The 26,498-nt window shown below is 27.6% G+C and carries 19 protein-coding genes; 2 read left to right on the top strand and 17 right to left on the bottom strand.

The window, feature by feature from the left end:
• Positions 1–158 precede the first annotated feature (158 nt).
• From CLSA_RS20360 to CLSA_RS20385, 6 genes are all read right to left on the bottom strand, one after another.
• Positions 159–1,259 (bottom strand): glycosyltransferase, encoded by a 1,101-nt coding sequence (locus CLSA_RS20360; protein ID WP_022750235.1) that lies wholly within the window; start codon positions 1,257–1,259, stop codon positions 159–161.
• Between the two features lie 90 nt (positions 1,260–1,349).
• A complete protein-coding gene (locus tag CLSA_RS20365; protein WP_022750239.1) occupies positions 1,350–2,231 on the bottom strand; it encodes a glycosyltransferase family 2 protein in 882 nt (293 codons plus the stop codon).
• Entirely contained in the window at positions 2,224–3,462 is a 1,239-nt protein-coding gene (locus CLSA_RS20370) for a glycosyltransferase (protein ID WP_022750242.1), read from the bottom strand. Before CLSA_RS20370 ends, CLSA_RS20365 begins: the two co-directional genes overlap by 8 nt.
• 44 nt (positions 3,463–3,506) lie before the next feature.
• Entirely contained in the window at positions 3,507–4,244 is a 738-nt protein-coding gene (locus tag CLSA_RS20375; protein ID WP_022750245.1) for a WecB/TagA/CpsF family glycosyltransferase, read from the bottom strand.
• A gap of 30 nt (positions 4,245–4,274) precedes the next feature.
• Positions 4,275–5,321: a mannose-1-phosphate guanylyltransferase gene (locus CLSA_RS20380; protein ID WP_022750249.1), complete on the bottom strand. Its 1,047-nt coding sequence runs from the start codon at positions 5,319–5,321 to the stop codon at positions 4,275–4,277.
• A gap of 70 nt (positions 5,322–5,391) precedes the next feature.
• Positions 5,392–6,054: a sugar transferase gene (locus tag CLSA_RS20385; protein ID WP_022750253.1), complete on the bottom strand. Its 663-nt coding sequence runs from the start codon at positions 6,052–6,054 to the stop codon at positions 5,392–5,394.
• Positions 6,055–6,515: 461 nt separating this feature from the next.
• On the opposite strand from CLSA_RS20385, the gene CLSA_RS20390 reads away from it, so the two are divergent.
• On the top strand, positions 6,516–7,565 hold the full coding sequence (locus CLSA_RS20390) for a PspC-like choline-binding domain-containing protein (protein ID WP_041716400.1): 1,050 nt from the start codon (positions 6,516–6,518) through the stop codon (positions 7,563–7,565).
• Positions 7,566–8,149: 584 nt separating this feature from the next.
• On the opposite strand, the gene CLSA_RS20395 is transcribed toward CLSA_RS20390, so the two are convergent.
• The 4 genes from CLSA_RS20395 to CLSA_RS20410 all read right to left on the bottom strand — a co-directional run bounded on the left by CLSA_RS20395 (position 8,150) and on the right by CLSA_RS20410 (position 11,959).
• On the bottom strand, positions 8,150–8,917 hold the full coding sequence (locus CLSA_RS20395) for a tyrosine-protein phosphatase (RefSeq protein WP_022750262.1): 768 nt from the start codon (positions 8,915–8,917) through the stop codon (positions 8,150–8,152).
• A gap of 17 nt (positions 8,918–8,934) precedes the next feature.
• Positions 8,935–9,678, bottom strand: a complete 744-nt coding sequence (locus CLSA_RS20400) for a CpsD/CapB family tyrosine-protein kinase (protein WP_022750266.1) — start codon at positions 9,676–9,678, stop codon at positions 8,935–8,937.
• 12 nt (positions 9,679–9,690) lie between these two features.
• A complete protein-coding gene (locus tag CLSA_RS20405) occupies positions 9,691–10,371 on the bottom strand; it encodes a YveK family protein (protein ID WP_022750270.1) in 681 nt (226 codons plus the stop codon).
• A gap of 613 nt (positions 10,372–10,984) precedes the next feature.
• Positions 10,985–11,959: an N-acetylmuramoyl-L-alanine amidase family protein gene (locus tag CLSA_RS20410; RefSeq protein WP_022750272.1), complete on the bottom strand. Its 975-nt coding sequence runs from the start codon at positions 11,957–11,959 to the stop codon at positions 10,985–10,987.
• 604 nt (positions 11,960–12,563) lie between these two features.
• Between CLSA_RS20410 and CLSA_RS22300 the strand changes: the two genes are divergently transcribed.
• Entirely contained in the window at positions 12,564–13,655 is a 1,092-nt protein-coding gene (locus tag CLSA_RS22300; protein ID WP_022750276.1) for an acyltransferase family protein, read from the top strand.
• A 203-nt stretch (positions 13,656–13,858) separates the two neighbouring features.
• On the opposite strand, the gene CLSA_RS20420 is transcribed toward CLSA_RS22300, so the two are convergent.
• The 7 genes from CLSA_RS20420 to CLSA_RS20450 all read right to left on the bottom strand — a co-directional run bounded on the left by CLSA_RS20420 (position 13,859) and on the right by CLSA_RS20450 (position 25,456).
• Positions 13,859–14,467 carry a hypothetical protein gene (locus tag CLSA_RS20420; protein ID WP_022750280.1) on the bottom strand — a complete coding sequence of 203 codons (609 nt, stop codon included), beginning with the start codon at positions 14,465–14,467 and terminating at the stop codon, positions 13,859–13,861.
• Between the two features lie 609 nt (positions 14,468–15,076).
• The gene (locus CLSA_RS20425) at positions 15,077–16,264 is read right to left on the bottom strand and encodes a YibE/F family protein (RefSeq protein WP_022750283.1); all 1,188 of its coding nucleotides are present in this window, start codon (positions 16,262–16,264) and stop codon (positions 15,077–15,079) included.
• Between the two features lie 145 nt (positions 16,265–16,409).
• Entirely contained in the window at positions 16,410–18,068 is a 1,659-nt protein-coding gene (locus tag CLSA_RS20430; protein ID WP_022750286.1) for a purple acid phosphatase family protein, read from the bottom strand.
• Positions 18,069–18,471: 403 nt separating this feature from the next.
• Entirely contained in the window at positions 18,472–20,187 is a 1,716-nt protein-coding gene (locus CLSA_RS20435) for a methyl-accepting chemotaxis protein (RefSeq protein WP_022750290.1), read from the bottom strand.
• A 337-nt stretch (positions 20,188–20,524) separates the two neighbouring features.
• Positions 20,525–20,782, bottom strand: a complete 258-nt coding sequence (locus CLSA_RS20440) for a hypothetical protein (protein WP_022750291.1) — start codon at positions 20,780–20,782, stop codon at positions 20,525–20,527.
• Between the two features lie 501 nt (positions 20,783–21,283).
• A complete protein-coding gene (locus CLSA_RS20445; protein WP_022750295.1) occupies positions 21,284–23,113 on the bottom strand; it encodes an MBL fold metallo-hydrolase in 1,830 nt (609 codons plus the stop codon).
• Between the two features lie 201 nt (positions 23,114–23,314).
• Complete coding sequence (locus CLSA_RS20450) at positions 23,315–25,456, bottom strand: methyl-accepting chemotaxis protein (RefSeq protein WP_022750298.1); 2,142 nt, start codon at positions 25,454–25,456, stop codon at positions 23,315–23,317.
• Between the last annotated feature and the right edge of the window lie 1,042 nt (positions 25,457–26,498).

A 26,498-nucleotide genomic window follows, 5' to 3' on the forward strand; every position in this document is an offset into this window, starting at 1 on the left:
ATTTTTAATTCTTTCTAAATTACTACAATATAAAATTTATTACGCTCATCTATGCCGTATTGTAATATTTTACACATTTTTTAAAATAACTTAAATATTAATTATTCAAACTTTATCCAAATGATAAAGATTGAACAATTTTCTTTCTGTACTTTCTACTAATTAATTAGATGATGAATTTTTTCACAAATTATAGGCCAATAGAATTCTTCATAATTATATTCTTGAATTTTATAACAATTTTCTCTTAACTTTTGCTCTTGATTGCAATCCTTAGTTAAACATATTGATAACTCATTTACATCATCTATAGTAAATACATCACCATATTTTTCATTATTAGTTATGTCATATGCAGCATCAAAATCAGATGATATAATATAGCATCCATGCTTTATTGCTTCTAAAAAAACCAACGGAAACCCTTCATACCTAGAAGTTAAACAAAATATTTTTGCTTTTCTATATTCTTCTTCCAATTTTTTTCTATTGTATATTGCACCAGTAAACTCTATTTTTTCTTTTAAATTAGGATTTTTCGTGATAAACTTATTCATGTAATCTTTAAATGATTCCTCTATAGGTCCTACAATCCTTAATCTCCAATTATTTAACCCACTTGAAGCCAATCTAAAACCTTCTAATAATATTTCCGTTGCTTTTTGATAAGATCCTATTCTACCTACTGTTAGTATAATATTATCTTTATTAGTATACTGCACTATTTCTTTTTTGCCATAATCATAAAAACCATTAGGTATATGTTCTACGTTTATTTTCCATTCTTCTCTTAAAAATTTATATATATTAAGTGTTTCTACACTTGTTAATTTACATTTTCTTAAAGTTATATTCTTTATTTTTGATTTTAATGTATTCATAGATGGATTTATCGCTTTTTTTATTTTATAATCAGCATCAAACTTAAGATATACTTTTCCATTTTTATTTAGAATCTTATATAAATTTATCCATACGATTTCTCTTTTACCTAAATGAAATAAATGTAATACATCAATTTTCTTTGCATTACCCAATAGATATATTGCTCCATCTATAATAGATTTACCAGTATATTTTTTTATAAAGTTAATTTTTAATCCTTTAACCTCATCCCTTAAATAATCATACTTTCCATTTTTATAGCATACTATTGTTGAATCATATCCAAATTTTTTATACATAATAAATGGTATCATCCCAACATCTTTCGTTAGATGTATATTTTTCGTTTCTGGAAACATAGTTACAAATCGCATATTTATACTTCCTTTATCCTTAATTTATTTAGTTTTTCAAATAAACATTTTAATAAAACATGTAAAGAATATAGATATATTTCTATTCCATTAAATTATTAACTTTCCTTTTTTCTTCCTAAAAAAATCCTTATATGCACATAATATAGGTTTTTTATCCTGGTTCTTTATAATTGCTTTAGTAAAAATAAATATGAAGGAATAAATAAAAGATAATATTTTATTTATTCCTTTTATATTATCTTTTATAAAATAAAGCCTATTTCTTGTAATATAATATAAAAAATTAAAAGATTCCTTAACTGTACTAACAGATTCTTTATGATAAATAACTGATTTTGGACAATATAAAATTTTATATCCATTATTCAACACCTTAGCACAATAATCGGTATCTTCAAAATAGAGAAAATACTCTTCCATTAGCATACCAACTTTATTTAATACTTCCTTACTAATTAGCATACAACATCCGCTTGCAAAAGTTACATATTTCTCTTCATCATATTGACCATTATCTTTTTCAAATCCATTTACATCTGTGCATCCCTTTAATGCATTTATCCTTCCACCTGCATACCAAAGCATACTTTTATCGTAATAAAATAATATTTTCCCTATATTTATTCCTATCTCAGGGCTAGTTTTATTTATCAACTCATCAAGAAAATTAGGTTCAACTGTTGTATCATTATTTAATAAAAGAACATAGTCTGCATTATTTTTTATTGCATAATTAATTCCTAAATTATTTCCTCCTGCAAATCCTGTATTAATTTTATTTTCAATTAAAATAAAATTTTTTTTATATTCTTTTAACTTATTTACACTATTATCTTGTGAATCATTGTCCACAACTATAATTTTATAGTTTGAATATGTTATTTCATTTAAACTTTTTATACATTCGATTGTATGATCTACACCTTTATAATTCACTAAAATTATAAAAACCAATGGAGTATTATTCATTTTTTTTCAACTCCTTGTCATTTAAAACTAATCTTTTGTAGTTAGTTATAACAGCCTCAATAGAATATTTTGAATCAAAAAGTTTTCTGCCACTTTTTTGAATACTTGAATATAATTCATTATCTGTTAATTTTACAATACTGTTTATAAACTCTTGTTCATTTTCTGCCAATAAAATATCTTTTTCATTCTCTACATCTATACCTTCAGCACCAATTTGTGTTGATATTATTGGAATTCGTTTTCCTAATCCCTCTAATATCTTAACTCGCATTCCACTGCCTACGAATATAGGAACAATCATAATATCACATTTTTCTATGTATTCATTAACATCATCAACGTAACCTGTTACAATAATTTTATTATTTTGCTTACATTTATTCATTAATGATTCACTAGGATCCTTTCCCACTATAAATAATTTATAATTAGAATTAGTCTGTTCCAATTTAGGTATAACTTTGTCAACAAACCATTCTATCCCTTGAGAATTAGGAAACCACGTTAAAGTACCTAAAAACATTATATTAAGCGTTTTTTTATTATTGATTCTAGATCCTATTGTTTTCATAAAATCCGCTTGAATTGGAATAGGTATTACAGTAAACTTATTCTTATTAACATCTACTCCATTCATTAAACACTTCTTGTCTTCTTCTGATAGAACAATTACTTTATCACATTTCTTCACAATTTTATCTTCAAAATTCTTTAATTTTTTATACTCAAGTCTAATAAAGCAGTTTTTTAAAATATTTTCTCCAGATTTAATCTTTCTCTTTAAAATTTGACTTTCACAATTATGTTCATCTAAATATATTGGACAATTACACATTTTTAAAATATCCCAATATACACCTAATTGTAGATGATCAATATATACTAAATCATATTTATTTTTACTAATTTCCTTCTTTAATAACTGGCTCATATTATTATCCTTAAATTTTAAAAGAACAAATGGTAATTTATTAAATAAACTTCTAAATGCTATAAATATCATTTTTTTAATATTCTTACTTGTTGTTAGTGGCTTCTCTATAATATGTACGTTATTAAATTTAGACTTCATATATTTTAACGAATCTAATTCTTTTCTACTTTCATAAAAAGAAAATATATCTACGTCATTTTCCTCTGATAACATCTCTAAAGTATTATAACTTTTAATTTTCCCCCCATTATCAAGAGGATATGGTAATAGATTTGTAATAAATAGTATTTTCATTATTTTACCTCATTTAATATTTTTTAAAATTAAGTAAAAATATTTTACTTATACTTCAACGCTATTTTAAAAATTTTAAGATCATCTACTAAATACCTCTTAAACATTCTTTTGGGCTCTTTACATAGTCTATAAAACCATTCAAGACCACATTTTTGCATAAATATAGGTGCTCTTTGTATATTTCCCGCTTCAAAATCTATACTAGCCCCTATTGCTAATGAAACTGGTATATTTAATCTATCTCTAAATTTATGTATAAATTTTTCTTGTTTAGGAGCACCTAATCCTACTGCTAAGATATCTGGTTTCGATTTAGTTATAATATCTATAATTTTCTCTATCTCTTCTTGTTTATCTTCAAAGCCATAACTTGGTGAATATGTCCCAACTATATTAAGACCTTCAAATTTATTCTTTAGGTTTTCTGCTGCCTTTGCAGCTACTCCTTCCGCTGCACCTAATAAAAAAATCTTATAACCTTTTTCTGATGCTAATTTGCATACCTCTGGGAAAAAATCCGAACCTGAAATTTTCTCTTTTATTGGCATTGATTTAAAATTAGATATCCATATTAATGGCATTCCATCTGTTAGAATTAAATCTGCCTCCCTATAAACTTCTTTAAATTCTTCATCAACTTCTAATTTTACTATATGGTCAACATTAGGAGTAACTACATAGCTAGGTTTCCTTTTCGATACAAACTCATCTATCTTATTTATAGCTTCTAACATTGTTACATTATCTATTTCTGTATTTAAGAACTTAATCCTACTCATTTTTAGTTTCAACACTTTCTATTATAAATTTTAAACAATATTTTTATAATCTCTAAGATTATCCATATAATCTTTATTAACAATATAAATGCTATCCTCAGTCTCTAGCGTCATAACATCATCTATTCCTATCATAACTATTCTCTTTCCTTTATTAATAGCTATATTACTATTAGATTCAATTACTCGTGCATTTCCATCAAGAATGTTATTGTTAATATCTTTTTCCTTATATCTTTCAACAGATTTCCAAGTACCTATATCATCCCATCCAATTTCACTCGGCACAACATAAATATTTTTTGATTTTTCTAAGACTGCATAATCTATTGATATGGATTCTGTTTTATTATATTTTTCATCTATTAACTTTTGCAAATTTTCTTCTTTTATGCTTTCTATTTCATGAATAGCCTCATATGTTAGTGGTGAATATTTTTTTATTTCATCTATGATAGTTGAAGTCTTCCATAAAAACATTCCACCGTTCCAAAGATAAGATCCATTTTCTAAATATTCCTTGGCTTTTTCTTCATTTGGCTTTTCAACAAATTTATCTACTTTAAACGTATTAAAAGCATCATTTTTACTAGTTTCATTATTATATTTTATGTACCCATAACCTGTTTCTGGTCTATCTGGCTTCATTCCTAGTGTTATTATTGCTTGTTCATTATTTTCTAGGAAATCTTCTGATTCTTCTATTATATTTCTAAATTTCTCTTCATCTTTTATTAAATGATCTGAAGGTAGTACAATCATAGTTGAATCTTTAAAATATCTATCTATGACTAAAGCTGATAATGCTATACATGGAGTGGTATTTCTTCCTTCTGGTTCAATTATTATGTTTCTCTCTGGTAATTCTGGCAATTGTTCTTTTACTAAATCAACATACATTGCACCAGTACAAACAAATATTCTTTCCATTGGTATAATAGGTTTTATTCTATTAACTGTCATTTGTATCATAGTATCGTCACCTATTAAATTTAAAAACTGTTTAGGTTTTTCTTCTGTAGATAAAGGCCAAAATCTCGTCCCCTTACCTCCAGCCATAATTAAAGCACATAACATAATTTTCTCTCTCCTTAATTTTTGAATCACATATTAATTTTAATGTTAATAATAATATTCTATTTAATTATCAACTTGCATGCTCATCTCCAAATAACACACCAAATGTTTTCAAAATTAATTTTATATCGACTAGAGTGCTTCTTTCACTTACATACTTAGCATCAAGCTTCATCCAATCTTCAAATTCAATATCATTTCTTCCAGATACTTGCCAATAACAAGTAAGGCCAGGTTTTACAGAAAATCTAGTCATCATCCAATCTTCAAATTGTTCAACTTCTTTAGGAAGAGATGGTCTTGGTCCAACTAAACTCATCTCTCCCTTGAGTACATTTACTAATTGTGGAAGTTCATCTAAGCTTGTCCTTCTTATAAACTTCCCAACTTTAGTTACTCTAGGGTCTTCTTTCATTTTAAACATTGGACCGTTCATTTCATTTTGATCATGTAATTTAGATTTCAATTCCTCTGCATTAGCAACCATCGATCTAAATTTATACATTTTAAATCTTTTACCATTAAGACCTACTCTTTCTTGTGCGAAAACGAGCGGCCCCTTCGACTCTATTTTTACAATTATTCCAATTACTAGCAATATTGGACTTAAAATTACCAATCCCATTGCGGACCCCAAAATATCCATTACCCTCTTTATAAAGCAATATAATTTACGTGATTCTATTTGTTCTTTAAACAATGTCTCTTCCATCTCAGCGTTCAACTGTTGCACTATATTCCCCCCCCTAATTTCATTAAACAATATCCAATATTACTATAATAACATAAGTATATTTTATATAAAAGTACATAATTATGTTAATTTGATGTTTGTCCTTTTTTGGTATTTTTTATGGAGATTATTTTAAATAATCATATAATGATTTGTATTAAAATTTAGAATTTATCCGAAATGAATTTATGATTGTATTATATCACAAGCTAACTGCTATGTTAATATCAGAAATAATAAAATATTACTTATTATCTTACACTTCATCAATATACTTTCTAATTTTCCATAGTATACATAACATATTTTTCACAATATTCTTTGCATAATTTTACTTATAATGATAAATTAAATATATATATGTTATATATAGAAAATAAATTAAGACGCATTAAAGAAAATAATAGGTTCAAAATGTCATGATTATTTTTTTGAATGTGCCTAATAAAGGAGTATTTGAAATGATAAAATCAAAGCTAAAAAGTCTGATAGCATTATCAGCAATATCATTACTGACAATGGCAACTGTTCTTCCAACATCAGCTTCTGCTGCTTGGAAACAAGACTCTAATGGTTGGTGGAATACTGAAGGCGATTCATATTCTACAGGTTGGAGGTCTATTAATGGTGCTTGGTATTATTTTAATACAGATGGATATATGAAAACTGGTTGGTTAAACGACAATGGTACTTGGTATTATCTAAATGATTCCGGTTCTATGAATAACGGATGGGTAAACAGCAATGGCTCTTGGTATTACTTAGATCCTTCTTCAGGTGCTATGAAAACAGGATGGGCAAACAATAATGGAACTTGGTATTACCTAGACCCTTCTTCAGGTGCTATGAAAACAGGATTAGTTCAAGTAGATAATAAAACATATTACTTAAATAACTCTGGTGCTATGCAAACTGGAAACATTACAATTAATGGTCAAAGTTATACTTTTGCTACAAGTGGCGAAAAATTAACTACAACTGCTTCAAGCACAAATAGTACAAGCAGTACTGCAACTGACACAACAACAACTTCTTCTGATTCTTCATCAAATTCTGGCAGTTCAAGATCAAGTTCTGGTGGATCAAGTGGTGGATCTAGCTCTAGCAGTTCAAGTAACTCAAGCAGTTCTAATTCATCATATAGTAATGTATTTGGTACATGGAAAGTTGCAAAGCGACTTGATTCAAATGCTACTTCACAATTAAGTGCCTTAAAAATAAGTCTTGCAATTGGAGAAAATGTTACGATTTCTAGCAGTAAAATACACACAAGTATTGGTAATGTTAATAATCCAAAATTCTCATCTAAGACATTAACTGCTTCAGCTTTTGCAGCTTCTTATCCTGATACATTTGCAAGTTTAGGTATAGATGCTGATAAAATTCAATGCGTTACTGTTTCTGGATCATTTGATGGAAGTAACGGCAGTGGATCTTTATTAGTTATAGATAACAATACATTATACGTATACGCAAAAGGAACTCTTTTCGAACTTGATAGAGTTTCATAGAATTTAAAACTACTAAATAAACATTTATTATATAAAATAAAGAGCCTCTTAATGGTAAGTTAAATATATTTAAGTTTGTCATAAATATAGCGCTAAAGTTTAAAACTTTCAGTACTGTTTTAGGACAAGCAACAAATAAATAACTTTCCACTAAGAGGCTTTTTCTAATTTATAAATGATAAAAATAGCTAAAGAAATTTACAAACTTATTCAAAATCTCTTATAGTTAGGCATATTCAAATAAATATTTGTAGATTTTGCCTATTCAGCTTACTAAAAATTATAGCTAAAAATAAAAATTAGAAATAGAAACAAAAATGTATTCCTAATTTCGGTGATTTGTCACGTAATTCTAAATTCATCTCCAAACAAAGAAAGAAGCTGTATTCTTTTTCGGAGTGTTGCATTTATAATTGAGCTGTAATCATTTCTTCAGTAGAAATTGTTGCATTCTTGCTTGTCCTTAACTTGTTTAAGGAACATGCAGGAATAATGACAACTTCTACTGTTAGAAATCCACAGCCTAATTATATAGCAACCGAGAAAAAGAATACAGCTTCTTTCGGTTAGTCAAGATAAAACCCTTATCTACCGAAAAATGAAAATATAGATTTCTTTTCTTTTATTTTTTGGCCGCAGAATTCTATATCTTCGTTTAAAATAAGTCTTCTTGAACTTTCTCCAATTAATTCACCATTTATTTTATTTTTAGCATTTGCTAAATCCACACCTTCAGAAATCCCTACAGATCTAGTTGTAGTATTATGAGCATCTGAACCTATAAAATTATATATTCCATTAGTAATTAATATTTCAGCTGTTTTTCTGACACTATCTCCAAATACTCCTTCTAAACTTCCTGCATTCATTTGAAATAAATACCCTTCATTAATGAAATCATTAATAATTGAAGGTTTATTTATAATATATTTATATCTCTCTGGATGCGCTATTATAGGAACTATATTTCTAACTTGCAACTCATAAAGTGTATCAAATAGATTTTGCTCTTGATTCCTCATTGAAAACTCAATAAGCATATATCTTGAATCATTTATAGTTCCAATATTTCCTTCTAAATAATCATTGATTATATTATGCGTAAAATATACTTCTTGACCCGCATAAACTTCTATATTTATTCCTTCGTCATTTACAATAGAATTGATTTTTTCTACATGATCCTTAACTTCATTAATCTTTGCTTCTCCATATTCCATTAAATAATGGGGAGTTGCTACAATTTTCTTGGTACCGCTTTTTTCTGCAGCTATTAACATTTCTAATGTCATTTCCATATTTTTAGATCCATCATCAATTCCAGGTATAATATGTGAATGAATATCTATCATAAGATTACTCCTTGTTCTTATTTGTGTTTCTTTTTAGTTTTGGTTTCATCACCATCTTCATTAGATCCATAATAGTAATAATATTTACCTCTTGTGTTTTCCACTGCGTGTAATACACTACCTATTATGTTAGCACCAACTTTAGTTAAAAGATTTTTAGCTTCAATTACTGATTCTCTTTTTGTTCTACCTGCCCTTGTAACAAGTATAGTTCCATCTACGTCTTTAGACAGAATTTGAGCATCTGTAACTGCTAAAAGTGGTGCACTATCTAGTATTATTATATCATATGTTTCTTTTAGCTTTTCTATTAAATTAACCATAGCCTTTGATGATAACATTTCTGATGGATTTGGTGGTATCTTACCAGATGGAAGCATATCAAGATATTCATTACGACTTTGAACTACTTCTTCTAATTTTGCTTTTCCTATAAGTACTTCTGAAAGACCTACTAAATTAGATATTTTAAAATTTTTATGTACTGATGGTTTTCTTAAATCACAATCTACAATTATTACCTTTTTCTCATTTTGAGCAAAAGATATTGCAAGATTACCAGATACTGTTGATTTTCCTTCAGCTGCTTCAGCACTTGTAACTACTATACTTCTAATTTCCTTATCAAATGATGAATACTGAATATTAGTTCTTAAAGTTCTATAAGCTTCTGCTGCTATTGACTTTGGTTTTTTTTCTACTACAAATCCTCTATATTGTTGATTTGCTACTGCGTTTTCTAATTTTTTTGCTGAAAACATAACCTGCCTCCTTTAATTAAAATCATCAGGTATTGCTCCAACAACTGGCAATCCTAATATTTGTTCTACTTGCTCTTTTGTTTTAAATGTATTATCAACAAATTCTAATAAGAAAGCTAATCCTATACTGACCATAAGTCCAAGTAAAAACCCAATAGCAATGTTTAATTTCTTATTAGGACTAACTGGATTTTCTGGCATTTTTACACTTTCTATTACTTTAACATTTCCATTTGGTATAAGTTCAGTAGATTCTTTTATAAATTGATTAGTAATTGAATCAACTAAATCTCTAGATAATGTTTTATCTTTACTTATATATTTTATTTCTAATATTTGAGTATTTGCACTTGGCGTAACTGTTAAATTTTTAAGTACTTCCTGTGAAGTAACATTTAAGTCAGCATTATTAATAGCGTTTTCAACCAAATCGTTAGTTGTTATAACTCCTGCATATGTCTTTAATAATTGTTGATACATTTGAATATCACTATTATTGTAATTTTTATCTTGAGTTTGACTATTTTCTTTTCCTATGAATAACTTAGTACTAGCTTCATATTTAGGTGCAATTATGAAGAAACTTAAAATTCCAGCAATTAAAGTTGTAATTACTGTTATTGAAAGTATCATTTTCCATCTCTTATTTAATATATCTACTATATCTTCAAGTCTTACAATCTCTTCATTCATTCTTGTCCTTCTCCATTACCAATATAATTTTTTTTACTATGTTTTAATATAATAATTTATTATAGATTATTTTATAACCAAAAAATAATTTTGAAATGTATTTTTATTCGTAGTTGGCATATATCGTTTAAAATGTATAAAATCAGTTTTCCCCCCTAATAATGTATTTTACCCCTAAACACTACACCATTCCAATTATTTCATCTTTTATTGGTTACTTTCCATCTGATTTTAATAGTTCTCAACGAGTTTAATTTTATCATGTTACAACAATATTGTACATATTTTAATGAGTATTTCTCTTAACCTATTTGTTCTTAACGGTTTATTTCACTATAATTATGACTAATATATGCAAAAATACTCTCAGAATCTAATATAAACATTTTTGTCTAAGTATAAATAATTATGTCATATCTTCAATTTTATTATTCACATTTAGTCACTTGAGAATACATAACAGATGAAATTTGCTATGGAAGTATGCTAGTAAATGAACTTATTATTTATTGAAATGTGCCTTGATAATAGTATTTAATTACTTAATCAATAAATATAAAAAGAGGCTATTGTCTTATGATAAAATCATTTTTCAATACCTCTTCTTAGTTTTTTACATCATTTGTCCATTATAACTTAGTGTATATCCATCAATCGTTGTATCTTTAGCCATTTTTCCAGATGAATATAAATAATACCAACTTCCATCACTTGATTGAATCCATCCTGTTTGCATTACTCCACTATTATCAAAACAATACCAATTTCCATCAATATATTTCCATCCAGTAGTCATATAACCATCTGTTTGTACATAATAATATTTACCTGTTTGATTATCTAATAACCAAGCATTCTTTACTGGAGTTCCATCAGAACCATTATATTGCCATCCAAGTGCATCTTTTACCCATTGGCTTGACTTTATTTCAATTTGACTTGATCCCGGTACAATTATTTTTTCTATATTATTACTATTATTGTAGATATCCTTACTTTGCTTATATTCATGATTAGTTTGACTATCATTATCACTATTAGCTGGATACTTCTTTGAGAAAGCCTCTTCTTTTTTAATGTGTACTATATAAGTATTTGAACAATCTGTTACATCAGTATCTTTAACTTCATCATAATCATCTTGACTTCTATATATTCTTATATAAAGATTTGTAACATCATCTGTTAAATATATATCATTCCCTTCATCATATGGTCTTGCTGGATCATATGCTTTTGCATTTTCATTTTTAGATGTAAAGATTTTTGCAATATAATTCTTTCCCTTTATATCTGCAGATACATTTATTTTAGTATTTCCTGTTGGCAATACTGCATAAAATTCCTTATTACTATCTGGGTCTATATCAGATATATCAACTTCTTTTCCATCATAACTATCACTGCAAATTTTTAAATTACTGCCATTTGATGTTGTTATATTTAATGTTTTCAATTCATCTGGATCTAAAACCGAAGTTCTTGCACTAACTGGTGTTATTAAACTAAAAACATTTGTAGGACCAAATGCTGCAACAGAACTTACTGTAAGAGCAATTGCAATTAATTGTTTAAGCTTTTTATTCATAAATTTTACCTCCACTACTACGCTTATACTTTTCGTCTATATTTTATCATTTTTATCACCGTTCGTATATTAACATATTATTAATTTAGGCACATGAAAGAAAATAACAATTCCAAAATGTCATGATGAAAAATAAACTTGGCAGATGGACTTGTTATTTATTTTCATATGATTTAAATTATACATTGCATAAATAAACTCAATATGAACTAAATTTAAAATTATGTAGTTACTTACAGAAATCATGTATATATATTCTAATTATAAGTCCAGTTCTACTTGTTATATCTATATATAATGCTAAACATTAAATATTAATTAAAAATAATATTTTTCACTCAACAAATGGTATAATGTACAATGTTGATTTTAATTTAGAATATAGAGTAAATAATTACAAACAACCTACTGGACTTTTTAATATTTGTTTTATATATGAATTTATAACAATTTGCTTGTTATAAAATTTTGTTTAATCACAATCTCCTATAGATAAAGAAACTACAAATTAGATCTAAACTTTAAAATATATTCAATACTAGAAAGAAGCTGTATTCTTTCGGCAAATTACATCACAAGTCTAAATAAAAAGGAGTCATTAAATGTGGAAAATTTAAAATTTACTAGAGACGATACAAGTATCGCTAAAGGCATTGCAATTATATGTATGTTTATTCATCACTTATTCACGTTTCCTAATAGAATTAAAGGAAGTTCTGAATTTATTTCTTTATTTCAATTTAATGGTAATAATATTGAGTATTGGTTTGGGCAATATGGCAGAATCTGCGTTGCCATGTTTTTATTTTTTAGTGGATTCGGCATATATAAACAGTTTGCTAAAAACAATGCTCATGTTAGTTCCAATGTTTTTAAAAGACTTAAAAATTTATATGTTAACTATTGGACAGTATTCATAATTTTCATACCAATTAGTTTCTTTACAGGTTACAGAGAATTTAATCTTGCAGAGTTTTTTGATAATTTTGTAGGATATAGAAGTACATATGATGGAGAATGGTGGTTCTTCGAATTATATGTTTTAGTTATCGCAACATTCCCTGTAACAGTAAAATTAATTAAAAACAGTTCTGTAACTTCATTTTTTAAAATTATGGTACTAGCTGTATTATCACGTACAGTTTATGTTTCTCTTAAAGATGTCCCACTATTTAACACATTTGCTAGAACTATCTTTTATAGTGAATTAAACTTGTTATTAACATGGCTACCTTGTTTCTTAATGGGGATAACATTTGCTAAATTTGATTTATTTCCTAAAATAAGCCAAAAATTTAAAGATAACAAATTAGATAATATTTTCGTATATTTATTGATTTGCCTAGTTCTAATGTATGTAAGATTTAGAAACGATGATGTTATTGATTTTGACTATTTAATAGCACCACTATATATTCTTTGTAGTGTAAATATTGTTAAAATACTGAAATTAAATAAGCTTTTTGTTTATTTAGGCAAACATAGTTCAAATATGTGGCTGGTACATAGCTTCTTCTGCTATCAATATTTTCAATGGTGGGTATATCTACCTAAAATATCAATCTTCGTGTTACTATGGCTAATTATAATAACAATTGCTACTTCAATCGCTATAGAATTTATTAAAAAACAAGTTACTAAATTATGTTCAGGTGAATTTAAACTTTCATATATGAATAGAGCTCTTAGAGATTAGAGTTAAGTGGTAGATTACCGAAAGTACATGTATTTTTTTGCTCAATTGCTATAAAATAAGACTGTGAATTTCTAAAAGTAGAATTTCCAATAAAAAATAAACTACCCATCAAGCTAATAAATTAGCTTGATGGGTATGAGTTAAATCACTAATAAAAAATTCTTAAATACTACTTATATGTATAATTAATGTTTAGTCAGATTTTATCTGTTATACCACATTACATTGTTAACTTGTGTTTGCCAACCTTGGCAAGCCCAGTGATCCCAGCCTCTTCTTCCATCATTTTCAAAATATGATCCCTTAGGTTGTTGTCTTGAGAATACCCAAACTCCAAATGTAGTTCCACCATATTGATATGTAGCAAAATATTTTACTCCAGAAATATTATGTTTGTAGTTTTGTGATAAATCCATAACAACTACATTATATTGACCGTGAGCTGCATAGAATGCACTTTCCATTAATCCCTTACAAAATGCTGCATTTTGCCCATTAAAATTTCTAGCGTTTATTGCTGAAATTATTCTGTTAGCAATACCTAATACATCAATATTTACATTAGCATTAAAATTAGCACTTCCACTAAAACTGCTACCGCCAGATGCTGCTAAACTAGCTCCATAAATACTGTCTTTGCTTGTACCATCAGTGCCTTTAATACTATCAGGAGAATCTGTTGTTATACCATTACTTACTTTATAAGTTGCATCTGTAGTAGCTGCAAATGCTGCAGTTGGCATGCCTATAGTACCTGCTAAAATTCCTAAAGATAGGCATAATGTTATTACTCTTGTTCTGATTTTTTTCATTTTTAAACACTCCTAAAATATTTATATATTTTAAATTAATATTTTAATTAAGCACATTATATAAATGCTTAAAATATTAATTTAATTGCACAGTAAGTTTTTTATATATGCTTGTCCTATATTGTGGATAATGAAATATACTTATATTGATCAATATATTGTGAAAATGATAATTCATTTAAATCTGCTCACAAACTATTCTTAATATAAATGAATTAATTTTATTAAGAATAAACTTGATTAATAATAAATAAATTTCATCAATTAGGACTTATATACTATATTAATAATATAGAGCAATAACTGTGCCACATTGTTTTATTGTATTATTGGCTAGGTCGAAATAATTATTTAATAAATAATACAAAACATGTCCTAAAACTGCACTCTTTATGTTTTATATGTTGTACTATTTTAGTTGATTGTACTATTTTATTACATACTTGGTAAACTTAATGCAATAATTATATAATATAGAATACATGTTATTGTGAATTTAACTTGTTATTAACCTAAAAATTATATAAGCACTTTAAAATAGAACAATTATTTTAAAGTGCTTATATAATTTAAAAAATCAGTATCTTTATTGCCCATTTCATACAAATATTATATAAAATCAGAACTTTGCTTTCCTTGAAGTAATTTTGCTGCAATAGCAGAAACAATCGGTACTGTAAAAATAACTGCTAAACTACCACAAACAGCATTAACAATATCAATTGTAATGCCATTGGAGTTGAACAATTGCTTAAACTGTACTTGATAAGAATACATAAGAATAAAAGAAAAAATGGACTCACCTAGAAATGCTAGAATAAGAGTATTACTCATAGTACCCATCATATCCCTTCCAATATTCATACCAGATCGGAATAGTTCATTAAAACAAGCATTCTGCTTTTGCTTATGAAGCTCATTTATTGATGTAGCTATAGAAATAGCAATATCCATTACAGCTCCTAGCGAAGCTATAATAACTCCTGTAAATAAAAGATCTTTTACCTGCAGCTTACTTTGACCAGCAATGTTAAGCAATGCATCTGTATCTGAAGATGTGTAACCAGATATTCCTAGAATTTTACTAAAAACAAGCATAATAATAACCGACACAATTACACCTGCAACTGTTCCTAATACAGCGGACAAAGTTTTTCGATCAAATCCCCCAACTAGAAATAATGTTACGCAAGAAGTTATAACAACAAGGAAAATAGTTGCAGCAACAGCCGATATACCATAGAAAAGTAATGGAACAAAAATGAATATTACTGTTGTCAGAGTAAATATAATCCCTAGCACAGAATGAAAACCACGCCAACCACCTACTAAGCAGATTGCTCCAATAAAAATACCTATAAGTACAAGTAAAGGAACAACACGATATGGTGAGAACATATAAACATTTATCTGTGATTTATCACCAGTAGATGTATTTACAGACACAACAATCTCTTGGCCATTATGAAGAATAAAATTGGTATCATAATTCAGAGCATTATTAACTTGAAAAGTCTGTCCTTTATATTGTCCACTTTCTATAAGTACGTTAACCATTTGTCTCCCAATATATAACCCTGAGAAACCTGAAGGATTTATTACTTGTTCATCAATTGATATAACCTTACCTTTTTCGTAATGCATTTCTCCGCCTGCTCCTGAACTATATGGATTATAAATTGGCGTATGCGAACTGAAATTAACAGCTATTACAATATAAGCAACTAAAACAGCAATTGGTATAATAATTTTACTGCATATTTTAATAGCTGAAATCCTATCTAATTTTAGCTTCATTTTATTTCTCCCGTTTCTATACTTCCACTATACAATAGCAAAGTAATTTTATTTAACCACATTGAGATATTTTATATAGCTAACAAACAGTCCATCAAATATGGACAGGACTGTTTGTTATTCACTAAAATATATTTATCTTTCATTAGTTCTTTGTAATTGTATAGCTGTCAATTAAAGATTGATTCTCAACTTTAAAATCAGTTGTTGCATAAGTTTTTATTTTAAATGTATTATCAGTAAAACTTACGTAAGAATACGATGGAACATATCCTTGCCATCCAACAACGCTAAATGAATGATCTGCACTTCCTCCAACTGTATCATTACTTCCAGTGTTGAAGTCATAATATTTACTTCCTGTACCAGTGTCAAGTGTAAAATAAACTGTTCCTTTTGGATTAGTTACACTATTTGGATATTCTTTTCTTGCATAAGTAGCATTTGGATTTGTGGTCCCTGGTGCAGATTCATTCCCAATATTCTTTAAAGTTTCAGGAGTTCCAGTATTAGGCTCAACAACATTTCCATTTAGCATTTGTGCAGTACGAGTATAGTAGTGATCATGCCCTTGTAATACAACATCGATATTATATTTATCCATCATCTTTGTCCAAGTATTACGTATTGTTAAAGCAGGATCTTCAATTTCATTTTTAGTATTGTGATTAGCTTCACTATATGCAGATTGATGCCATGTAGCCACTTTCCATTTTGCATTAGGATTAGCTTTAATAGCTTGTGCTATAAATTGATCATGATCAGCAGTACCATAATTATTCGCATCTAATACCAAGAAAAGTACTGGACCAGCAGTGAACCAGTAGTCACCGTCATTTCCATATTTAGTAGAGCCAAGCTTGCTTATGTTTGGCTGATTGTAATGATATCCATAATATTCACCCATTTGGTGATCATGATTACCACAAAATTCAGCTAAAGGCATACTTTGAATATAATTTACTGCTGAGTCAGGATTAAAGAAGTCTCTATATTGGTACCATTGTCCATCAGATGAATTTGAAGGTTGTATCAAGTAATTGTAGTCATTAACTTGATCTCCCATTGTAAAAAGAAAGTTTAAATCTTTATTTTGATTCACTAACTTAAGCATGTTTTGCCAAGCTGTTTTATCATCATTTAAATTCTTATGCCCACCGGTAGCACTAGATTTAGCAGTCCCCTTAGAATTATCAAATGCACCAATTTGTGGATCGCCAAAAGCAGCAAAGCTTACTTTATCCGTAGATAATGTACTAATACTATACACCGGACTCCAATTTCCTTGTCCATCACTTACAGAATATGAATACTTAGTATTCGGAGTTAATTCTTTTACGGTCACTTTATTTGAATATTCGCCAGTTGGAGTATCTGACACACTTTTCCCATTAAACACATTGTCTCGATAATTCGAAGGATCACCTACCCCATTAGTATAAGGAAGAACTGTACAATCTTGCTTAATAGATTGTGTAACTTTTACAGTACTCTGAGTTGCATCATGAATATCTGCCGAATTTGGAAATTGTGTTCCATTCATATCAGATGTACGTGCAATTTTTATTTGTGTCTTTCCAGAACTCTGAGTGAACCAAGCAAAATCAAGTTCTTTTGGATCCGAACCAACATTTGCATTAATATTATAGCCTCCTGTTACCTTAGGCAATGAAAATCCTTCAATACCAGATGAATCCATTACTTCTGCGTTAACATTTTCCACAAAATGCAAACAAGAAGTAGTAGCGATAATTGTGCCTACAGCAATTGGAATAATAAATTTAGCTTTCTTACTAATTTTCATATAATATTACCACCTTAATAAATATTTTCCTAATATACTAAATTTATCACTACTACTTTAAATGACAGTTAAGTCATGGTTAATTTTACTTTAAATTGTATATTTTATATAAAACATAGATATCTAAACTATAATTTAGACTTATTCTTTAAAATATAATCATGAATTGGAAATAAATGGTACACTTTTGTGGAGTGTTAAATTGAGAAAAGGACTGTAGTATTTCTTCAGTATAAGTTGTTCTATTCTTGCTTGTCCTTAACTTGTTTAAGGAATATGCATGAATGGAACAAATTATGCTGTTAGAAATCCACAGTCCTTTTCTATAGTAACCGAAACAAAAGAGCACCATTTCTTTCGGTTAGCGATCACATAACTTTAAGTTACAAGTTATGTCTCTATATTATAAACTGAATTTATTTACCTGCTCTATCATTGAATTTGTTTTGTTATTTAATACTTGAGATGATTTTTCTACTTCATCTGCTGATGAAATCATATTTTGTGTTGTTGCAGAAATTTCTTCAGCCGAAGCACAATTTTCTTCTGCAACTGCAGCAATATTTTCAGCAACATCCATTATATTTTCTTTCTTTTTGTTTATTTGAGAAATCGATGAATTAATGTCATCCATTTCAGGTAAAATATTACCAATAGATATAATTATATCTTTAAATGATTTTATAGAATTATCTATAACTGAAACTTGCTTTGAAAGTTCACTATTAGCATCATTAGCAGTCATTGTAACCATATCCGTTTCACTTTGTATAGTTTTTACTAATTCATTTATACCATTAGAAGAATGCTTAGATTGTTCCGCTAATTTTCCAATTTCCTCTGCTACTATTGCAAACCCTTTTCCTGATTCCCCTGCTCTAGCTGCTTCTATCGCTGCATTCAATGCTAATAAATTTGTTTGTTCTGCAATATCATTTAAAAGATTTGTTATTTCATTTATTTCTTTAACACTACTAGTTAAATCTGATATTTTTTGGCCAACATCATTAACTGAATTAGATATATTATTTATTGATGTTATAATATGTGCTAATTCATTATTACTACTTTCAGCTTTAACATTTACCTCTTTTGTATGCGCATTAACCTTATTTATAATGGCTCCAACTTCATCTAAAGATACACCAAAATTATTTAATAATTCATTCATTGTTACAAGTTCTGAGGCTTGGCTTGAAGATCCCTTAGCAACTCCATCTATAGCACTTGATATGTCCTGTGTTGATGTGTTCATTTGTTCTGCTAACATTGAAAGAGAAGATGATTGACTATGTATTGATGTAGATTCTGTTTCAATATTCTTTAATATATGTGATATAGAATTAATAGTTTTTTTCAATGCATTATTCATAATACCAAATTCATTGGTAAGGCTGTCATCAATTTCAATTGTAAAATCACCTTCTGATAATATTTGTAAATCATTTGTAAATTCTTTTATTAAATCTCTAATAGCAACTATTATTATAAGAGATATTATAGTTAAAATTAAAATTGACAAAACAAATACAATACCAAAACCAATAATACTATCATGATATACATTTTTAGACTGCTCACTATTCTCATTTGCAGTATTTTTTTGATAATCTACAAGATCGGTAATACTTTTAGCAAGAGCATTCCCATATACCCCCATATCTTCATTAGTTATCTTTGTATCTGGAACTAATCCTTGCTTTCTTTGTTCTATTATATTAGGAATAAATGAATAATAGTGTTCATAAGCTTCTTTAGCTGTTTTTACTAACTCAGCTTCTTTCTCATCTCCTTGTGAAGATATAACTTGTCTTTGCATGATTGTAGTTATATTATTATTTAATTCCAACATTGTTTTTTCATTTTTAGGATCAAATGGTCTGTCTATTATCTTAGTTAAAGTATTTCTTAAGACACCCATATATCCATTTACATCTCCCCAATCCTTAAGTTTAGGAATAACATTGCTATTTATATTGTTAGTAATGTTGTACATTTTGTTGGTGTTTGAATATCCTTCAACACCGATTATAACAGTTGACATCAATGATATAATCCATATCAGAATTATATTACGAGTTATTTTCACATTTCTTAATCTTTTACAACTTCTTTTCATAATCGTTCCCCTTTGCTTATCATAAGTATTGTAATAACTAATAATTTGTATGCTTCAGCATTACCAAACCATTAATTCACTGGTAAGTTTAACATTGATTATAAATATTGTACTAAATTTCAAACTATTAGTATATAAATAAATTTAGTAAAATTATTCAAATAACAAAGTGGCTGCTACACTTTTAATTAATGATAAATGGTGAATATTAAATGATTAAAGTTGAAACCACTGAAAAAGTCTTGCTGACCAAATGAATAAAAAGAAAAACCTCCGTTAAATCCAGAGGTCTTAAAAAAATATATACATGTTTATTAAATTTAAATATTATCTTTTATTATAAAAATGTTTTTTTTGAAGCTATTAATCTAAGTTCTATTCTATCTGTAACATTATAGCTAGTATCACAATAATTATAATTTTTCTTATAGTTATTAGGGTCATTATCTATTCTGTGAAAAATTGCTTGCCATAATCCAATAATATATTTATAAATACTTGTTATATTTTTTGAAGCCTTATTATAATCATTATTTTTATTAGTAAAATAGTTCATTAATTTAAATTTAGATTTATTTACTGTTTTACAATTCATAATAATACCTCCAATTTGATATTAGATTTGATATCATTTTATTTTTATTAAGTTTCTACAATAATAATATAAATCATTTTCTATTAATTTACATCTCAGTAATAATCATCATTCATCAAAAAAACAGATATATATTGGAATAAATTTCTGTAAACGTAACCTTAATTACACTTATAATAATAAATATAATTAAATAATTAAAAACTCATAAATTTATCAAGGAATGAGGAAAATTAACTTTTTATTTATTTTAATGTGCCTTATGAATATTTTCTATATTATTGGCTAGAATAATACTGTACCCCATAATACACGGGCGCTAAAGTTTATCATTTTAATTTAATGCCCGTTCTCAAAAAAAAGTTTTCCATAACCTCATCGCTTATGGAAAACTTTTTTTAACTATATATGTTATAAACTTTTTGCATTCTAGTACTTTAATCTTAAATTTACATCTATACTAAAAAGAGTACCATTTCTTTCATTTAGTCAAATTTATAACTATTTTTGTACTGTCCAGTTTTGTTGGTTAGCATATATTCCTATTCCATTTTCTCTATCACTTGTTTCATATATAGTAACTCCATTATTTAGTAAGTTATTATATGCAGTTCCTTTTTCAATGCTATCTTTACCCCTGCTTATTACTCCCATTGTTGGCTTTACATATGCTATGAAATCACTTGTTGAAGATGTATCATGTCCATGATGTGGAACCTTTAATACATCAACATATTTTCCTTCTAATAAGTTATTAGTCCAGAAATCTTTTTCTGAATTCCATTCCATATCTGCTGTAAATAAGCTTTGAAAATCTCCATAATTTAAATATACAATCGCAGAATTTTCATTAATTCCCCAATAATATTGTGTCTCTTTGTCTGCACCTATTCCTCCAAAGTTTTTATCAGATTGTACAAATTTCAATATCTTATTGTTATCTATATATTGACCTTTTACTGTATTTGTAAAGTCCATATCTTTCTTTTTCATCGCATTTATAGCATCTGTATAAACTTCATAATCATGTTTCATAAGTTCAACTGAACTAGCATTTTCACTTGTAACTTTTAAGTTAGAATACCAATCTTTCATCTCTGCAATTTTAGGCATATAGACTTTTTTAACTTTAAACTTATTAATTATAGTACTTAATCCACCAATATGATCTGAATGTCCATGAGTGATTACAATATAATCAATTACTGGTTTTCCATCTTCTTCTTTAAGATCTTGATCATTTAAAAAGTTTACTACATCATCTGCAGTTGATGTATCTCCAGTATCAATCAGTGCAGTCTCTCCATCTGGAAGTTTGATAAATGCACAATCAGCGTTTCCAACACTCAAATATTTTACATATAGATGGTTAGTCATTTCTCCTTCACCCTGATATACTCCATCAGCGTCAAACTTCTCCATCTTTCCATCTATTATTGCATCTCCTGTTGCAACAGCACTATCAGCTTTAATATAATATTTGTACTTTTTAGTTTCTAACCATTTATTAGCTACCATTACTCCATCATTATCTGAGTAATATTTTTTGCCATTGTAAATGTACATTCCTTTTTGAAGAATACCATCGTTACCAAAGAAGTACCATTTATCATCTAGATACTTCTTACCTAGACTCATTCTACCTTCACTATTTAAATAATATGTATTACCATCGTTCTTAATCCAACCAGTTTCCATTATTCCATCTTTGTCTAATAAATACCAATTGTAATTAATTAATTTCCAACCAGTTTGCTTAATTCCTGATTCATCAAAGTAATACCATGATCCATCTATTTCCTTCCATCCAATAATGGCTGCAAAATCATCACCTAAATAGTACTCATTGTCATTTTTAGAATCTGAATTTACGTCTTTTTCCTTGAACCATCCTGTTTTCTTTACAATTCCATCCTTAGTAACATAATATAGCTTACCATTCATATTCTTCCATGCTGGTAATGTTTCTTTTTCTACATTATCAGTAGTTTGCTTTGTGGAATCATTTTGAGTTGTTTGAGTATTACTATTTACTGGATCTTTTTTCACTTGCGCCTCAGAATTTGTATTTTTAGTAGAATTTGATTCACTTTTACTACTTGTACTATTTTCTTGAGTGCTCGTACTATTTGTATTTGTATTGCCAGTGTTTATTTCATATACTGGAGTATCTTCTGTTTTTGTGGTAGTAGTATCACTAACATTAGTTGTAGAACTTGAACCACTCTTGTCCACATTGTCAACTGCGTAAGATTCAATTCCAAGAAATGAAAAACATAAGAATAACATCATTGGAATTATCATTAGTGTTCTTTTTACACGCTTGTACATAAATGAATTGTCCTCCTTAAAGATATGCACATTAAGTAAAATGTGCTTTTTAGATAAACAACTTGGGTCTTAGACTTATGTAATAACTATCAGACCTAAATATAAGTAAATTTTCCAATTTGATTATCTATCAGTAATTATATCCCAAAGTACAAATTCTTTCAATTTCTCACAAACATTTCTCAAAACAATAATTAAACTTTACTCAATTATAAATTTTTGTATCTCTTCTTCCAAAATACTAGCCTTTTCTTTTAACTCCCTTACTTGTATAGATACTTCATTTATGTTCTCTGTTTGTTCTTCAATTGAAGCTGTAACTTCCTCTGAGCAAGCAGCGGTCTCTTCTGAGATAGCTGCAATATTGTTTATTGATGAAACAACATTATTATTATCAGCATCCATTTCTTCAACGAAACTTCCTATATTATTAATTATATTAGTTATATTGTGTGTAGTTTCAGAAATTTTATTAAATGATTGATTAACATCATTAACAGAAATAAATTGTTCCTCTGAAACAAGTTTTACATTTTTCATCATATTTGCACTTGAAACTATTTCATTTTTAATATCATAAATTATCTTTGCTATATCATTAGTTGAAGATTCCGATTCCTCTGATAACTTTTGAATTTCCTCTGCAACTACTCCAAAACTCTTTCCATTTTCTCCTGCTCTAGCTGCTTCTATTGATGCATTTAAAGCTAATAGCTTAGTTTGTCCTGCTATTTCTTCTAAAGCTTCTAAAATTCCTTCAATATCCTTTGATTTATTATTTAGACCAACTATACTATTTTCAGTTTTTTCTATAATTTCTAAAGTAATTTTTGTCTTATCCTTTAATTCCTCTATCTTATTAACACCTTCACTAGTTACTCTTGACGAAATCTCTGCATCTTTAATCATTAAATTAGTTTTATCTGTTAGTTGCACAAATTTCTCATTCATATTCACGCCTAAATTAGCACTCTTTTCTGCATCAGAGGCTTGGTTTGATGCTCCAATTGCTATCTCGCTTATTGCAGTATTAATTTCATTAGCTGATCTTGTGGTCTCTTCAGATTTTTCTGTTAATATTACAGCACTATTCTTTATATTTTCCGTTAATTCTTTAGTTCCCTTTAATAAATTAGAAATTTTCCTTATCATTTCATTAAAGCTTGAAGATAGAATTCCAATTTCATTTTTAGCATCAGTTACAAATTTAACTGTAAAATCTCCTGTTGATGCTTTAGTCAGTAAATCCGATATAATAATTATAGGTTTTGTTATTTTTTTCGCTAAAAAACTCATAGCTAGCGCTGCAATAATTAATATTATCAATCCAGCAATCAAAGTTGTATTTATTATACTTTTCATCACAACTTTAGCATTAGATTCATTTTGAACGGTTACAATTGACCAGCTCTGAGATTGTTCATTAAGTGATATTGGTGTATATGAAGCATAATAGCTTTCATTATTATCCTTAAATTTAATACTGCCTGATTGACCATTCATAACAGATTGTACTATTTGTTTATATCCATCACAAATCTTTATAGGCTCTTCTTTTGTAACATTATTGCCATTATTATCTTTCATAATTTTCCCATTAGCATCTTTGACCTGCATAGTTTTAGTTAAAGTTTTATAATTATTAATTTCCGAAATCAATTCACTATTTGGATGAGCAATAACTACTCCTTCACTATCTATAATAAATGAATATCTTCCATCTTCTTTACTAGAATACTGTTCAACCAATTGTTGCAGATAATCTAACTTTAAGTCAGCTCCAATAGAACCTATTACTTTATTATCATTATAAAGTGGCATAAATACTGAAGCTATTGGTTTATTAGATGTAGCTGAATAGAAAGATTTAGATACAAATGGTTTTTGTGTTTGTTGTAATTGCTTGTACCACCATCTACCAGAACGATCTGCCAATTCACCAGCTGATCTTCCAGTCTGCATACCAGAATCATTTTGTACGTAAATTAAATCAAAATAAGGATTTCTTGATTGATATTCTTTTAGTACTTTATTTTGAGTAGATGTATCCATTGAAAGTATTTCTGAGTTAACTGATAAATCTTTAGTAACGCTATATGCTGTATTTACAAAAGATGATAAGTTTTTAGAAATAAGACCTGATATCATTTCATTATTAGTATTAATTTGCTTATCATAAGCTCTAGATAAAATTAAGCTTACAGATAGGATTATTCCTCCTGTTAAAAGCACAGCAATTATTCCAATTGTAACTATTAATTCACTTGCTATACTTTTAAATTCAAATAATTTCTTAATATTTTTCTTAGATGTTTCCCCATTTTTTATTTTCTTTAGTTTCATACGCCCCTCCAATTTTTTATTTATATATCTTGTAATCTTAATTTTTCAGCCAAATTAGATTGCCGTTCCTAATTTTACCTTAGATTATTTGTTGCAATAAATATATAAATTATTTTAACTAATTACTTATCTCTTTACTATTTTTCGTTATTTTAAAAAAATTCTGTATAATTTTCGACAAAATAAATCCAATATTATTTAATAAAATAATTATTATTAATATAAAATTTGTTTGAAACTTAAAGTTATGTGATGACTTGCCGAAAGTAAGGACACGCTTTTGCTCGATTGCTGTAAAATAAGTCCGTGGATTTCTAAAAGCAGAAGTTGTTCCATTCCAGCATGTTCCTCAGACAAGCTGATGACAAGCTAAAATAGAACAACTTCTACTTAAGAAATACCTACAGCTTTATTTTAAATGCAATGCTACGCAAAAGAATGTCCTCACTTTCTAGTTTATAATGCATTCAAAGTATAAGTATGGTTCATTATCTATTTATTCATAAGAGAATTTAAAATAGAATTGCCAATTAAAATTTCATCCAATTTTCTAAATTATGGATTGATCAGTTGCGCATGATTCTCAGCAATCTGATGAAAAACACTCTCATTAATAAACTTTACAATTCATTTTCAAATGCCTATTTCATAAAAATACATTTTATTTCTAGAATAGATATACACTTAAATTTAGTAAATGTGTATATATTAAAAATATAAGTAACCATTACAAATTAAATATCTATAATAATCTTTTTAACAAGTTGTTATATACAAAATTTTGTTTAATCACAATTCCCTGTATATACAAATTACTATTTCAATTTATACTTTTGATATAAATAAACTATACTGTACACTAAAAATAAGTGGAATTCTTTTGCGTAGCGTTGCGTTGATAATCAGGCTGTAGATATTTCTTAAGAAGAGATTGTTCAATTATAGCTTGTACTTAATTTACTTAAGAAGCATGCTATAATTGACACAATCTCTTCTGTTAGAAATTCACAGCCTAATTATCTAGCAATCGAGCAAAAGAATT

Origin of the sequence: Clostridium saccharobutylicum DSM 13864, from assembly GCF_000473995.1 — a bacterium.
In the GTDB taxonomy this organism is placed as follows: Bacteria; Bacillota; Clostridia; order Clostridiales; family Clostridiaceae; genus Clostridium; species Clostridium saccharobutylicum.

Excerpts from the sequence above, each read along its gene's own strand:
- CLSA_RS20365 (WP_022750239.1), bottom strand. The coding sequence starts at position 2,231 with ATGAATAATACTCCATTGGTTTTTATAATTTTAGTGAATTATAAAGGT.
- CLSA_RS20370 (WP_022750242.1), bottom strand. The coding sequence starts at position 3,462 with ATGAAAATACTATTTATTACAAATCTATTACCATATCCTCTTGATAAT.
- CLSA_RS20380 (WP_022750249.1), bottom strand. The coding sequence starts at position 5,321 with ATGTTATGTGCTTTAATTATGGCTGGAGGTAAGGGGACGAGATTTTGG.
- CLSA_RS20430 (WP_022750286.1), bottom strand. The coding sequence starts at position 18,068 with ATGAAAATTAGTAAGAAAGCTAAATTTATTATTCCAATTGCTGTAGGC.
- CLSA_RS20375 (WP_022750245.1), bottom strand. The coding sequence starts at position 4,244 with ATGAGTAGGATTAAGTTCTTAAATACAGAAATAGATAATGTAACAATG.
- CLSA_RS20445 (WP_022750295.1), bottom strand. The coding sequence starts at position 23,113 with ATGTACAAGCGTGTAAAAAGAACACTAATGATAATTCCAATGATGTTA.
- CLSA_RS20400 (WP_022750266.1), bottom strand. The coding sequence starts at position 9,678 with ATGTTTTCAGCAAAAAAATTAGAAAACGCAGTAGCAAATCAACAATAT.
- CLSA_RS20410 (WP_022750272.1), bottom strand. The coding sequence starts at position 11,959 with ATGAATAAAAAGCTTAAACAATTAATTGCAATTGCTCTTACAGTAAGT.
- CLSA_RS20440 (WP_022750291.1), bottom strand. The coding sequence starts at position 20,782 with ATGAATTGTAAAACAGTAAATAAATCTAAATTTAAATTAATGAACTAT.
- CLSA_RS20450 (WP_022750298.1), bottom strand. The coding sequence starts at position 25,456 with ATGAAACTAAAGAAAATAAAAAATGGGGAAACATCTAAGAAAAATATT.
- CLSA_RS20405 (WP_022750270.1), bottom strand. The coding sequence starts at position 10,371 with ATGAATGAAGAGATTGTAAGACTTGAAGATATAGTAGATATATTAAAT.
- CLSA_RS20420 (WP_022750280.1), bottom strand. The coding sequence starts at position 14,467 with ATGAAAAAAATCAGAACAAGAGTAATAACATTATGCCTATCTTTAGGA.
- CLSA_RS20425 (WP_022750283.1), bottom strand. The coding sequence starts at position 16,264 with ATGAAGCTAAAATTAGATAGGATTTCAGCTATTAAAATATGCAGTAAA.
- CLSA_RS20395 (WP_022750262.1), bottom strand. The coding sequence starts at position 8,917 with ATGATAGATATTCATTCACATATTATACCTGGAATTGATGATGGATCT.
- CLSA_RS20360 (WP_022750235.1), bottom strand. The coding sequence starts at position 1,259 with ATGCGATTTGTAACTATGTTTCCAGAAACGAAAAATATACATCTAACG.
- CLSA_RS20435 (WP_022750290.1), bottom strand. The coding sequence starts at position 20,187 with ATGAAAAGAAGTTGTAAAAGATTAAGAAATGTGAAAATAACTCGTAAT.
- CLSA_RS20390 (WP_041716400.1), top strand. The coding sequence starts at position 6,516 with ATGATAAAATCAAAGCTAAAAAGTCTGATAGCATTATCAGCAATATCA.